This window comes from Mycobacterium sp. MAA66, from assembly GCF_041261665.1.
Lineage (GTDB): Bacteria > Actinomycetota > Actinomycetes > Mycobacteriales > Mycobacteriaceae > Mycobacterium.
This window is the reverse complement of the sequence record NZ_JBGCCC010000001.1, coordinates 688,303-701,669: the sequence shown is the minus strand read 5'-3', so window position 1 is coordinate 701,669 and position 13,367 is coordinate 688,303. Positions and strand designations below refer to the sequence as shown.

General features: G+C 66.6%; 13 protein-coding genes. 2 read left to right on the top strand and 11 right to left on the bottom strand.

Going from position 1 to position 13,367, the window contains the following annotated elements; genetic code table 11:
* Positions 1-98: 98 nt before the first annotated feature.
* From coaBC to mihF, 4 genes are all read right to left on the bottom strand, one after another.
* On the bottom strand, positions 99-1,352 hold the full coding sequence (gene coaBC / locus ABIA30_RS03480) for a bifunctional phosphopantothenoylcysteine decarboxylase/phosphopantothenate--cysteine ligase CoaBC (RefSeq protein ID WP_370062091.1): 1,254 nt from the start codon (positions 1,350-1,352) through the stop codon (positions 99-101).
* Positions 1,353-1,403: 51 nt separating this feature from the next.
* Positions 1,404-1,697 (bottom strand): DNA-directed RNA polymerase subunit omega, encoded by a 294-nt coding sequence (gene rpoZ, locus ABIA30_RS03475; RefSeq protein ID WP_370062089.1) that lies wholly within the window; start codon positions 1,695-1,697, stop codon positions 1,404-1,406.
* A 74-nt stretch (positions 1,698-1,771) separates the two neighbouring features.
* On the bottom strand, positions 1,772-2,326 hold the full coding sequence (gmk, locus tag ABIA30_RS03470) for a guanylate kinase (RefSeq protein WP_370062087.1): 555 nt from the start codon (positions 2,324-2,326) through the stop codon (positions 1,772-1,774).
* Between the two features lie 35 nt (positions 2,327-2,361).
* A complete protein-coding gene (gene mihF, locus ABIA30_RS03465) occupies positions 2,362-2,679 on the bottom strand; it encodes an integration host factor, actinobacterial type (RefSeq protein ID WP_011894593.1) in 318 nt (105 codons plus the stop codon).
* A 768-nt stretch (positions 2,680-3,447) separates the two neighbouring features.
* Here mihF and ABIA30_RS03460 point away from each other — a divergent pair.
* The gene (locus ABIA30_RS03460) at positions 3,448-3,846 is read left to right on the top strand and encodes a hypothetical protein (RefSeq protein ID WP_370062083.1); all 399 of its coding nucleotides are present in this window, start codon (positions 3,448-3,450) and stop codon (positions 3,844-3,846) included.
* Positions 3,847-4,226: 380 nt separating this feature from the next.
* Entirely contained in the window at positions 4,227-4,598 is a 372-nt protein-coding gene (locus ABIA30_RS03455; protein WP_370062081.1) for a hypothetical protein, read from the top strand.
* 54 nt (positions 4,599-4,652) lie between these two features.
* Here the strand turns inward: ABIA30_RS03455 and pyrF are convergent, their stop codons facing one another.
* The 7 genes from pyrF to pyrR are packed head-to-tail and all read right to left on the bottom strand — an operon-like array spanning position 4,653 to position 13,359.
* Positions 4,653-5,462: an orotidine-5'-phosphate decarboxylase gene (gene pyrF / locus ABIA30_RS03450; RefSeq protein ID WP_370062079.1), complete on the bottom strand. Its 810-nt coding sequence runs from the start codon at positions 5,460-5,462 to the stop codon at positions 4,653-4,655.
* Between the two features lie 31 nt (positions 5,463-5,493).
* Positions 5,494-8,835: a carbamoyl-phosphate synthase large subunit gene (carB, locus tag ABIA30_RS03445; RefSeq protein ID WP_370062077.1), complete on the bottom strand. Its 3,342-nt coding sequence runs from the start codon at positions 8,833-8,835 to the stop codon at positions 5,494-5,496.
* Complete coding sequence (gene carA / locus ABIA30_RS03440) at positions 8,835-9,965, bottom strand: glutamine-hydrolyzing carbamoyl-phosphate synthase small subunit (protein WP_370062075.1); 1,131 nt, start codon at positions 9,963-9,965, stop codon at positions 8,835-8,837. Before carA ends, carB begins: the two co-directional genes overlap by 1 nt.
* On the bottom strand, positions 9,962-10,465 hold the full coding sequence (locus ABIA30_RS03435; RefSeq protein ID WP_370062073.1) for a transporter: 504 nt from the start codon (positions 10,463-10,465) through the stop codon (positions 9,962-9,964). The genes carA and ABIA30_RS03435 overlap by 4 nt, the downstream gene beginning before the upstream one ends.
* A gap of 43 nt (positions 10,466-10,508) precedes the next feature.
* Positions 10,509-11,825 carry a dihydroorotase gene (locus tag ABIA30_RS03430; protein WP_370062071.1) on the bottom strand — a complete coding sequence of 439 codons (1,317 nt, stop codon included), beginning with the start codon at positions 11,823-11,825 and terminating at the stop codon, positions 10,509-10,511.
* Positions 11,822-12,769: an aspartate carbamoyltransferase catalytic subunit gene (locus tag ABIA30_RS03425; RefSeq protein ID WP_370062069.1), complete on the bottom strand. Its 948-nt coding sequence runs from the start codon at positions 12,767-12,769 to the stop codon at positions 11,822-11,824. The genes ABIA30_RS03430 and ABIA30_RS03425 overlap by 4 nt, the downstream gene beginning before the upstream one ends.
* Entirely contained in the window at positions 12,766-13,359 is a 594-nt protein-coding gene (pyrR, locus tag ABIA30_RS03420) for a bifunctional pyr operon transcriptional regulator/uracil phosphoribosyltransferase PyrR (protein WP_370062067.1), read from the bottom strand. Before pyrR ends, ABIA30_RS03425 begins: the two co-directional genes overlap by 4 nt.
* Positions 13,360-13,367: the final 8 nt, after the last annotated feature.

The following is a 13,367-nucleotide window of genomic DNA, read 5'->3' as shown; positions in this document are numbered from 1 at the left end:
TACTTAGTGAGGCGAATCATATCCGCGCCGGGTTAACCGCCCGCGTGTACCCCTTACCCGCAGGCACATCTTTCACAACCCGCTGACGGATACCCGAGTCACGAACGGTCGCCGTGCAGGAGCGCCACGATAGCGTCCGCGATGTGGCTGGCCATCTGCGTCTTGGAGCCGTGTTCGAGCGCGACTTCGGTACCACCGGCGGTCAGCAACCAGCCGGAGTTGTGGTCGACTTCGAACGCCTTGCCGTCGCCGACCGCGTTGACGACCAAGAGGTCGCAGCCCTTGCGTTGCAGTTTGGCCCTGGCGTGGAACAACACGTCGCCGTTGGCATCGCCGGTTTCGGCGGCGAATCCGACGATAGCCCGCAAGCTCGGCAGCTGCCCGTCGACGCGAGCCCGCACCGTACCGGCCAATACATCGTCGGTTCGGGTGAGCTCGATGACCGGGGCGTCGCTGTCGTGGCCGGGTTGATGAGTCTTTTTGATCTTGCTGGTCGCAACGTGGGTGGGCCGGAAGTCAGCGACCGCGGCGGCCATCACCAGGACCTCGGCGTCGGCCACCTGCTTGAACACCGCGTCGTTCAACTGCGCGGCCGAAGCGATGTGCACCACGTCGACGGCGGCCGGATCGGCCAGCCCCACGGTGTTGCCGGCGATGAGCGTGACGTCCGCGCCACGCTGCGCCATCACCCGGGCCACGGCATAGCCCTGTTTACCTGAGCTGCGGTTCCCGATGAACCGCACCGGGTCGAGGGCCTCTCGGGTGCCGCCGGCGGTGACGACCACCTTGACGCCCTCCAGATCACGCGACAGCGCGTCGGCACGCTCCAGGAGCAGCTCAGCGAAGGTGGCGATCTCGTCGGGCTCCGGAAGGCGCCCTGGACCGCTGTCGGCCCCGGTGAGCCGGCCCGAAGCCGGCTCCAGCACCACCGCACCGCGCCGACGCAGCGTCGCCACGTTGTCGACGGTGGCCGGGTGCAGCCACATCTCGGTGTGCATCGCGGGAGCGAACAGCACCGGACAGTGAGCGGTCAGCAGTGTTCCGGTGAGCAGGTCATCGGCACGACCTGAGGCCGCACGCGCCAGCAGATCGGCCGTCGCCGGCGCGATGACCACCAGATCGGCGTGCTGGCCGAGGCGGACGTGCGGCACCTCATGGACGTCCTCGAACACGCCGGTGTGCACGGGATTACCCGACAGGGCCTCGAAAGTCGCGGCACCGACGAACTTGAGTGCCGACTCGGTGGGGATCACCCGAACCGAATGGCCGGCCTCGGTGAGATGGCGGACCAGTGCACAGGCCTTGTATGCGGCGATGCCGCCGGCGACGCCGACGATGATCTGCTTGGTCATGCGCGATCCGCTCCCGCTTCTCGCTGACTGTCCATCAGCCGCAGAACCCGGCTACTCGCCTTCGGTGTGCTCGAGCAGGTCGCCGTGGATCTCACGCATCGCGATCGACAGCGGCTTCTCCTGCAGACCGGGCTCGACGAGCGGGCCGACGTACTCGAGAATGCCGTCACCGAGCTGGTTGTAGTAGTCGTTGATCTGGCGCGCGCGCTTGGCCGCGTAGATCACCAGCGCGTACTTGCTGGACACCCGATCAAGCAGCTCGTCGATTGGCGGGTTGGTGATACCCAGTGGCGTGTCGTAGGCGTTGGCGGCGTCGGAGTCGATGCTCTCGACAGTGGTGCTCACGAAAAATTCTCCCGGCGTTCGGCGTGAAGATTCAGTTGCTATCAGCGGTATCTGTGCCTGGCGGCGCATTCCGATCAGCAGTCCACCAGCAAGGATACCAATTCGGCGCAGGCAGACTCCAACTGACTGTTAACAACAATCACATCGAAACTTTTCTGGGCAGCCAATTCGGCCCTCGCGGTCTCCAGGCGACGTGCCTGGACTTCCGGACTTTCGGTGCCACGCCCGACCAGTCTTTCGCGGAGCACATCCCAGCTGGGTGGCGCCAGGAAAACCGAAAGTACCTCGGGCATGGCTGCTTTGACGGCCTGGGCTCCGGCGAGATCGACCTCGATGAGCACCGGATGGCCGTCGGCCACGGCTTGGCGCACCGGCTGTGCCGGTGTGCCGCTACGGTGCAGCCCACCGTGAATATCGGCCCATTCCAGCAATTCACCGTCATCGATGAGCTGTTGGAACCGTTCGGGCGTGACGAACGTGTAGTCGACACCGTCGACTTCGCCAGGGCGTGGCGATCGCGTGGTGGCGGAGACGCTGAAATGCAGGTCAGGCACCTGCTGCCGCAGGCAGCTCACGACCGTCGACTTGCCGACGGCAGAGGGGCCGGACAACACCACCACGCAACTCATTGAGGTTCCGGCCCCTACTGCTCGTCAGAAACTGATCAGGAGAAGTCGAACTTCTCCAGCAGCGCCTTGCGCTGCCGGTCGCCCAGACCGCGCAGGCGGCGGGTAGGGGCGATCTCCAGCTCCGTCATGATCTCCTGTGCCTTGACCTTGCCCACCTTGGGCAGGGCTTCCAGCAGAGCGGAGACCTTCATCTTGCCGAGGACCTCATCGGTCTCGGCGTCCGTGAGGACCTGCTTGAGGTTGGTGCCGCCGCGCTTGAGCCGGTCTTTCAACTCGGCACGCGCTCGACGTGCGGCAGCAGCCTTCTCCAACGCTGCCGCGCGCTGTTCGTCGGTCAACTGGGGAAGGGCCACGGTTTCCTCCGTATCTCGCCGTCAATGTTTCTTTCACGACTGGTGAACCAGCCAGCGACGACGACCGTACCCACGCATTCCGACAAGCGCTAACCCCACCCCCGGGTTTTGCGACTAAAAGACCAGCGTGTAGGACGCGCGGACCGCCGCCACGACTGTCCGCCTGACTGCTCTAGCTACCGACTCGAACGGGGTCACGGTGTCAGATCTGCCTGCATATCAAGGGTTTTGGACTCAGCGCGCGGCGATCACGCGCGCAAGCCGGCTCGATCGCGCCCGATATTTCGGCGGTCACAGACCTCGACTCTGAGAATTTTCGCAGGTCACGGCGTGTCGGGCGTGTCGGTACCGGTGCAGAACACGTCAGCAGCGGGCTCCGGACGGCCATCGGCGTCGCAATCAGCTTGTGATCGGCACTGTTGGCCAGTAGATCGGCACAAATCTGCCAGCAGGCCCACAGACCGGCGCCTTCACTGGGCGCACTGCGCATCGAACGCGACCTTTCGCAAAACGTCGGATTGGCCGCGTGAACAGCGACGAGGGATTCCGACGGCGGGCACAACGGCCACCGCCCTTCCGAAAGTTGGTAATTGGCAAATCCTTTGACGGATCGGCGAGCGACGTGGAGGCACAACGACCGGTTGCAATTCCGTGACCGGATACACAGCGCGCCCCCACAGCAAACACAGAAGGCACTCACGCGCCGTCCCTAGCGTCGTGGCAGAGCGGTACAGACCCGCCGACTACACGCAACGGATGGAGCGCACGATGAACATCAAGCGGATTTTGACCGCATCAACTCTCGCGGCCGGGATCGGCGTTGCCGGACTCTTCGGCGTCGGCCTGGCCGGCGCCAATGCCGATCCGGGCGGCCCGTGCCCGCCCAACGCATGCGGTCAGCACGACGACCACGGCGGTCCAGGAGGTCCCGGCGGCTCCGGCCGGCCCGATGACCACGGCGGCCCCGGCGCCCCCGGCGACCCGGGTGGGCCAGGTGGGCCGGGTGGGCCGGGTGGGCCCGCACCCGACTGGCACAACCGCGGGATCGACGACGGACGCCGGGACCACCAGCCGTTCAACTACAACGGCCAGTGGGTGAACCCGGTCTTCGACCCCGGACACAATGCCTGGGGCTTCTGGCTGGGTCCGATCTGGATTCCGCTGTGACGGACCTCGGCTAACAACCGAAATGGCGGCCCACCACTGCACGTGGTGGGCCGCCTTTCGTCGCTTTCCGGGCCCCTGGACATTCGCAGCTGTTCGCAGATATTCACACGGCAAACTATTTGATACAAACGACGAGCTCGGTTCGGCAATCAGCGAGCGAATCGGATCATTGTGACAATGATGACACCACCTGCTGGTTTTTATGTTTATGCAGGTCGATCGACACACGTAGCAAATCTATATCGACGCGTTTTCACACTGTTATCGCTTCTACAGCACATACATAGCAAACCTAAAGTCGGCGCCAATGAGGCCCGCCTAGCGTCACACGCACGGTGGCGACAACACGTCCCACAACCTGTAGAAGACGGAGTGCAGCTATGAACTTCAAGCGGGCGTTGACCGCATCAACCCTGGCGGCCGGAATCGGTACCGCCGGACTATTCGGTATTGGCCTGGCCACAGCCGCCGCCGACCCTTGCCCTCCCGGCGCGCCGTGCTGGGGGCCGCACGACGACCACCACGACGATCGTGGACCCGGCTGGCACGATGACCGCCCCGTCGACTGGCAGGGCGGCCGCGACGACGGCTGGCACGACGATCAGGGCCGCGACTGGCAGCACCGCGGCATCGACGATGCCCGTTGGGACCATCACCCGTTCAACTGGAACGGTCAGTGGGTGAACCCGGTGTTCGACGGAGGCCGCAACGCGTGGGGCTTCTGGCTCGGCCCGATCTGGATGCCGCTGTAAAGAACCCGGGTAGACGCGCAAACGGCTCACCACGACCCGTGGTGGGCCGTTTCGCTATCCGGCTAGATAGGCGACCGCGTCGCGCATCCGCTCCCCCGCGGCGCGCACAGCGGCGACGTCCGGACCGGCGCGTAGTACCTCACGCGAGACGGCAGGCAGCAGCGTTCCGGGTTGGGCGCCGCCGAGCCCCGCCAGCGCCTCCGGACGTCCCCCCTGAGCACCGACGCCAGGCAGCAAGACCGGGCCGCCCAGCCGACTCAGATCGGGTACCTCCGTCAGCGTCGCACCCACCACCACGCCGATCGAGCCATCGCCGGCAGCATTCGCGGCGGCGACGTCGTCGACGATCGATTGCGCGATGGTGCGCTGTCCGGTCGTGGCGCGCTGCACGCTCGCACCTTCGGGATTGGACGTCGCGGCGAGGACGAAAACGCCGCGGCCGTGTGCGGCGGCGGTATCCAGTAGCGGCTGCAGCGAGCCGAAACCCAGATACGGCGAGACCGTCACCGCATCAGATGCCAACGGTGAGTCGCCGGCCCAGGCCTGGGCATAGGCCGCCATCGTGGAGCCGATATCGCCGCGCTTGGCGTCGGCCAGCACCAGCACGCCGGCCTGCTGCAGTCCGGTGATGGTCCGCTCCAGCACCGCGAAGCCGGCCGAGCCGTACGCCTCGAAGAACGCGACCTGCGGTTTGACGATCGCGAACCCGGCGAATGCCTCGACACAGATTTCGCTGAATTCGGCCACACCGTCGGCCGACACCGGCAGACCCCACGCCGTCAGCAGCTCGGGATGCGGGTCGATGCCCAGGCACAGCGGACCCCGCTGCGCCATCGCGACCTGAAGCCGGGCGCCGAAGCTCATGAATGCTCCTCGCCTGCGCAACTCACTTGGCTCACTTGGCGTTGAGCTGGCTGTGCAGCTCCTGCAGCGACCGGACCCCGATGTCACCGCGGATGCCGGCCTCGATGCCCTGCACCGCAGCCGAGGCGCCCTGCACCGTGGTCACACACGGGATGCTGGCCGACACTGCGGCCGAACGGATCTCGTAGCCATCGATGCGCGGACCGGAGTTGCCATACGGGGTGTTGATCACCATGTCGACCTCGCCGGCCTTGATTGCATCGACCGCCGACATCGCCGGTCGGTCCGGGCTGGGCTCCTCGAAGTTCTTGCGCACCACTTCACAGGGAATGCCGTTGCGGCGCAACATCTCCGCGGTGCCTTCGGTGGCCAGCACCCGGAAGCCCAGGTCGGCCAGACGCTTGACCGGGAACACCAGCGAGCGCTTGTCCCGATTGGCCACCGACACGAATACCGTGCCACCTGAGGGCAGCGAGCCGTAGGCCGCGGTCTGACTCTTGGCGAATGCAGTACCGAAGTCGCTGTCGATACCCATCACCTCGCCAGTGGACTTCATCTCCGGCCCGAGCAGCGAATCCACCTGCGAGCCATCGGCCTTACGGAACCGGTGGAACGGCAGCACGGCTTCCTTGACCGCGATCGGAGCGTCGGGTGCGACGGTGGCACCGTCCCCTTCAGCGACCAGGATGCCCTCGGCGCGCAGCTCGGCGATGGTGGCGCCCAGCATGATCCGCGCACAGGCCTTGGCCAATGGCACGGCGGTGGCCTTGGACACGAACGGCACGGTACGGCTGGCGCGCGGGTTCGCCTCCAGCACGTACAGCACGTCATCCTTGAGCGCGTATTGCACGTTGAGCAGTCCGACCACGCCGATGCCATGGGCGATCGCCTCGGTGGCCTTGCGCACCGCCGCAATATCGGTGCGGCCCAGGGTAACCGGCGGCAGCGCGCAGGCCGAGTCGCCGGAGTGGATGCCGGCTTCCTCGATGTGCTCCATCACGCCGCCGATGTACACCTCGGTGCCGTCGCAAAGGGCGTCGACGTCGATCTCGATCGCGTCTTCCAGGAACCGGTCGACCAGCACCGGGTGCTCTGGAGAAAGCTCGGTGGCCCGCTCGATGTAGCCCTGCAGTGTCTGCTCGTCGTAGACGATCTCCATCCCGCGGCCGCCCAGCACATAGGACGGGCGCACCAGCACCGGGTAGCCGATGTCGGCGGCGATGCGGCGGGCCTGCTCGAAACTCGTTGCGGTGCCGAAGCGCGGGGCGGGCAGCCCGGCCGCGCGGAGCACCTCACCGAATTCGCCACGGTCCTCGGCCAGGTTGATGGCCTTGGGGCTCGTGCCGACGACGGGTACGCCCGCCTTCTCGAGACGTTCGGCCAGGCCCAGCGGGGTCTGGCCACCGAGCTGCACGATGACCCCGACCACGCCGGGACCGCCGGCCCCGGAGGCCTGTTCGGCGTGATAGACCTCGAGCACGTCCTCGAAGGTGAGCGGCTCGAAGTACAGCCGGTCGGCGGTGTCGTAGTCGGTGGACACCGTCTCGGGGTTGCAGTTGATCATCACGGTCTCAAAACCGGCTTCGCTCAACGTGGTTGCCGCGTGCACGCAGCTGTAGTCGAACTCGATGCCCTGACCGATCCGGTTCGGGCCGGAGCCCAGGATCAGCACCTTGGGCTTCTCGGCCTGCGGGGCCACCTCGGTCTCAGCCGCCGGGTCCAGCTCGTAACTGCTGTAGTGGTATGGCGTGCGGGCCTCGAACTCGGCGGCACAGGTGTCGACGGTCTTGTACACCGGCCGGATGCCGAGCCGTTCACGCAGCGTCCGGACTCCGGCCTCACCGGCCAATTCCGGTCGCAGCGCGGCGATCTGACGATCCGACAGGCCGCTGTGCTTGGCCCGGCGCAGCAGCCGTTCGTCCAGCACCGGGGCATCGACCAGTTCACCGCGCAACGCCACCAGGGTGGCGATCTGGTCGATGAACCAGGGATCCACTCCGGAGGCCTCGGCGACCTCCTCGACACCGCCGCCCAGGCGCAGTGCCTGTTCGATGTCGTAGAGCCGGCCGTCAGTGGCGGTGCGCAACCCGGTCAGCAACTCGTCCAGCGTCTGGTCCGCGTCAGCCGCGGTCCAGAACCCGGCGCGCTTGGTCTCCAGCGAGCGCATCACCTTCCCGAGCGCCTCGATGAAGTTGCGGCCCAGCGACATCGCCTCGCCCACCGACTTCATGGTGGTGGTCAACGTGGGGTCGGCACCGGGGAACTTCTCGAAGGCGAACCGCGGGGCCTTGACCACGACGTAGTCGAGTGTGGGCTCGAAGCAGGCCGGGGTTTCCTTGGTGATGTCGTTGACGATCTCGTCCAGGGTGTAGCCGATGGCCAACTTGGCGGCGATCTTGGCGATCGGGAAACCGGTTGCCTTGGAAGCCAATGCGCTCGATCGGGACACCCGCGGGTTCATCTCGATGACGATGAGCCGGCCGTCTTTCGGGTCGATCGCGAACTGGATGTTGCACCCGCCGGTGTCGACGCCGACCTCGCGCAGGATCGCGATACCCAGGTCACGCATCTTTTGGTATTCGCGGTCGGTGAGCGTCATCGCCGGGGCCACCGTCACCGAATCACCGGTGTGCACGCCCATCGGGTCGAAGTTCTCGATGGAGCAGACCACCACGACGTTGTCGCGGCCGTCGCGCATCAGCTCGAGCTCGAATTCTTTCCAGCCGTAGATCGATTCCTCGATGAGCACATTGGCGGTCGGCGAGGCGGCCAGGCCGTCGCCGGCCATCCGCTCGACGTCCGCGCTGGTGTGCGCCATGCCCGAGCCCAGTCCGCCCATGGTGAAGGACGGCCGGACCACCACGGGCAGGCCCAGTTCCGCGACGGTGTCGCGCACTTCGTCCATGGTGTGGCAGACGCGGCTGCGGGCAGATTCGCCGCCGACCTTGGCGACGATGTCCTTGAACTTCTGGCGGTCCTCGCCACGCTGAATGGCCTCGAAGTCGGCGCCGATCAACTCGACGTCGTACTTCTCCAGCACCCCGTTCTCGTGCAAAGCGACCGCGGTGTTGAGCGCGGTCTGCCCGCCCAGGGTGGCCAGCAGCGCGTCGATCTTGTTGCCGCGCTCGGCCTGTTGGGCGATGACCTTCTCGACGAAGGCCGGGGTGATCGGCTCGACGTAGGTGTTGTCGGCGTATTCGGGGTCGGTCATGATCGTGGCCGGGTTCGAGTTGACCAGGCTGACCTGCAGGCCCTCGGCGCGCAGCACGCGGCAGGCCTGGGTGCCGGAGTAGTCGAACTCGCAGGCCTGGCCGATGACGATCGGGCCGGACCCGATCACCAGGACGTGGTTGAGGTCGGTGCGGCGTGGCATTACTTGGCCTCCCCAGCCATCAAAGCGGCGAACGTGTCGAACAGGTACTCGGCGTCGTGCGGACCGGCCGCCGCCTCCGGGTGGTATTGCACCGAGAAGGCACGCCCGTCGAGCAGCTGAACGCCCTCCACCACACCGTCATTGGCACAGGTATGGCTGACCACCGCGCGGCCGAAGGGAGTGTCGAACTCCTCGCCCGCTTCGCCTTCGAGGGCGAAGCCGTGGTTCTGCGCGGTGATGGCGATGCGTCCGGTCGCGCGTTCGATCACCGGGATGTTGATGCCGCGGTGCCCGAAGGTCATCTTGTAGGTGTCCCGGCCAAAGGCCCGGCCCAGGATCTGGTTGCCGAAACAGATGCCGAACAACGGGATTCCGGCGCCCAACACCTGCCGGGTGAACTCGACCATGTGGTCGGCGGTGGCCGGGTCGCCGGGTCCGTTGGACAGGAACACCCCGTCCACCTTGAGGTCGGCGATCTCGTCGAAGGTCACCGACGACGGCAGCACGTGGCTGCGGATGCCACGGCGGGCGAAATTGCGCGGCGTATTGGTCTTGATACCGAGGTCGATGGCTGCAATCGAGAAGCGTTGCTGGCCTTCAGGTTCTACGGTGTAGCGAACGTCGGTGCTGACCTCGCCGGCCAGATCGGCACCCAGCATCGAGGGCTGGTTGCGGACACGGTCCACCAGAGTGTCGGTGTCCGCCAACGCGTGCCCAGAGAACACACCGGCCTTCATCGAACCGAAGTTGCGCAGGTGCCGCACGATCGCGCGGGTATCGACACCGGCGACGCCGACGATGCCCTGCCGGACCAACTCGTCGTCGAGGGTGCTGGTGGCACGCCAGTTCGAAGCCCGCGGTGAGGGGTCACGCACGACGTAGCCGGCGACCCAGATCTGGTCGCCACGGCTCTCGTTGTCCTCGCCGTTCCAGCCGGTGTTGCCGATCTGCGGAGCGGTGGCCACGACGATCTGCCGGTGATAGCTGGGGTCGGTCAGGGTCTCCTGGTAGCCGGACATGCCGGTGGAGAACACTGCCTCGCCAAGGGTCTGGCCGAGCGCACCGAACGGTGTTCCGGTGAACACCCGACCGTCCTCAAGCACCAGTACAGCCGTCTGTCCGCTTGTCACGCGGCGTCCTCCTTCACCCATTTGGCCAGTTCGCGACGGTCGTCGCTGCGGAATCCGGTGTCGATCTCGGTGCCCGACGGCAGTCGCCACCGGATCGCCAGAATTCCCTCATAGGTCAGTACCTTGCCCGCGATGCCCTTTTCGGTGCGGATCGCGGTGATCGATTGGTCGGGAATCCAGATCGGGCTGCCGCCGGTGAGCTGCAGCATGATTCCCTCGGGATAGCGGGTCAGCACCGCCTTGCTGCGAAAGCCCAACGCGCCCACCGCGACCCGGTCCTGCCAACTCGGGGCGAAGGTACTGCCGACGTACATACCCTTGGTCGACTGGACGATCGCCGGACCGACGGTCTCCGGCAGCGGCGGCAGCAGGCCCACCGAACCGGCCTGCCGTTGCACCCGGTGCAGCCAGCCCTTGAGCATCCCCCGGATGGCCAGCACGACCAGCACCGCGATCACGGCGGCCAGCACGTAGTACGCGATCAGCGTCGGAGTGTTCACGCCTCACCTCGCCCGAACGGACAAACGGGCCCCATCTCGGCAATCACAGCGGCGACTTCCCATCCCGCGCTGTGACCTTGCCGCGCAACATGGTCAGGGTGACGGTGGCCGGTAGCGTCATCGCCTCGTAGGGAGTGTTGGCCGACCGGCTGGCCAGCTCGGTGCCCTGCACCGTCCAGGTGACATCGGGGTTCACCACGGTCAGGTTGGCCGGCTCGCCGACGGCCAGTGGCCGGCCCTGGTCGGGCAGACCGACGATGGCTGCGGGCGCCTCGCTCATCACGCGCGCGACGTCGCGCCAGGACAGCAAGCCGGGCGCGACCATGGTCAGTGCGACGACCGACAGCGCCGTCTGCAGGCCGAGCATGCCGGGCCGGGCATGGGCGAATTCGCACATCTTCTCGTGCTCGGCGTGCGGAGCATGATCGGTTGCCACACAGTCGATCACGCCGTCAGCGAGAGCTTGGCGCAGCGCCTGGGCATCGCTGGCTTCACGCAGCGGCGGGTTCACCCGGTTCCGGCCGTCGTAGTCGACCAGCCTGCTGTCATCGAGCAGCAGGTGGTGCGGAGTCACCTCCGCAGTGATCGAAATCCCCTGGGCCTTGGCCCATTTGATCAGTTCCACGGTGCCCGCCGTGGAAGCGTGGCAGATGTGCACCCGGGCACCGGCATCGCGGGCCAGGATGGCGTCGCGGGCGACGATGGACTCCTCAGCTGAACGCGGCCACCCCGCCAGACCCAAGTTCGCGGCGTTAGGACCTTCGTGGGCAACCGATCCGACGGTCAGCCGGGGTTCCTCGGCATGCTGCGCGATCAGTACGCCCAGGCCCGATGCGTATTCCAGCGCCCGGCGCATCACCAGCGGGTCGTCGACGCAGATGCCGTCGTCGGAGAACATCCGAACCTGCCCCGCGCCGGCGGCCATCAACCCCATCTCGGTCAGCTGCTTGCCGCCCAACCCAACGGTGACCGCACCGACCGGGTGCACGTCGACCAGGCCGACCTGCTGCCCGCGATGCCACACGTGATCGGTGACGACAACGGAGTCGGCGACCGGGTCGGTGTTGGCCATCGCGAACACCGCGGTGTAGCCGCCCAATGCCGCTGCAGCCGAGCCAGTTTCGATGTCCTCGGCGTATTCGCGGCCGGGCTCGCGCAGATGGGTGTGCAGATCGACGAAGCCGGGCAGCATGATCTGCCCGGCGGCGTCGATCACCTCGTCGGCTTCGGACCCGATCTCCGATCCAATTTCGGCGATCTGGCCGTCGGCGATCAGCACGTCGACGGGATCACCCTCGCCGTAGAGGCGGACGCCCCTGATCACGACTGAAGCCGTCTCACTCCTCGCGTGCGCAGTCATGCGCCGATCACCTCCCGGCCCGCACCGACGAGCAGATGGAACAACACAGCCATGCGAACATGCACTCCATTCGAAACCTGTTGCAACACAGCCGATTGCGATGAGTCGGCCACCGAGGAAGCGATCTCCATGCCGCGCAGCATCGGCCCGGGATGCAGCACCACCACACCGTCGGGCAGCCCGGCCAGCCGCTTCTCGGAGAGCCCGTAGCGCACCGAGTACTCACGGGCCGACGGGAAGAACGCGCCGTTCATCCGCTCGGCCTGGACCCGCAGCATCAGGACCGCGTCGGCCGCGGGCAGTTCGGCATCCAGGTCGTGCGACACCGTCACCGGCCAGTCGGATACCCCGACCGGCAGCAGCGTCGGCGGCGCCACCAGCACCACCTCAGCGCCCAGAGTGGACAGCAGCGAGACGTTGGAGCGGGCCACCCTGCTGTGCAGGATGTCACCGACGATCACCACCCGGCGCCCCTCGATACCGCCGAGGCGCTGGCGGATGGTCAACGCGTCCAGCAGTGCCTGGGTTGGGTGTTCGTGGGTACCGTCCCCCGCGTTGATGATGCTGGGTCCGCCCGTGCCGTCCACCGTCCAGGCTGCAAGCTGTTGCGCCGCACCAGAAGCGGGGTGACGGATGATCAACGCATCGGCACCGGCGGCGCGCAGGGTCAGAGCCGTGTCACGTAGCGATTCGCCTTTGGCCACCGACGATCCGGACGAGCTGACATTGATCACGTCGGCGCTCATCCACTTGCCCGCCACCTCGAACGACACCCGGGTGCGGGTGGAGTTCTCGTAGAACATCGTGATGACGGTGCGGCCGCGCAGCGTCGGCAGTTTCTTGACGTCGCGCCCCAGCAAGGCTTCGCGGAACTTGTCGGCGTCATCGAGAATCGCGGTGGCCGCGTCGCGGCTCAGATCCGCAGCAGACAGCAGATGTTTCACCTGGCGGGTCCTCCGTACGGGGCGATCGAGACGGAGTCGTACCCGTCTGTCTGCAAGAGGCGAACCTTCACGTTCTCACTGCGCGAGGTCGGGACATTCTTGCCGACGTAGTCGGCGCGGATCGGCAGCTCGCGGTGCCCGCGGTCGACCAGCACGGCCAACTGCACCATCCGGGGCCGGCCGATGTCGCGCAGCGCGTCCAGCGCGGAGCGCACCGAGCGGCCCGAGTACAGCACGTCGTCGACCAGGATCACTGTGGTGTCGTCGATGCCGCCTGCGGGAATCGAGGTGGACTCCAGCGGCCGCGGGGGTTTGAAGTTCAGGTCGTCGCGGTACAGCGTGATGTCCAGCGCGCCGTGCGGCAGGTCGACGTCACCGAATTCCTTGACCTTCTCCGCGATCCGGGCGGCCAGGGTGACGCCGCGGGTCGGGATGCCGAGCAGCACGACCCGCGGGGCATCGGGCGCATCCAGCGCGGTCTTTTCGATGATCTGATGGGCGATGCGCGAGATGGTCCGGCTCACATCTGCGGCGGACAGCAATTCTCGGTCGGTGGATTCACCGGGCACGCCAGTGTCGTGGGCAGCCACGAGTACCG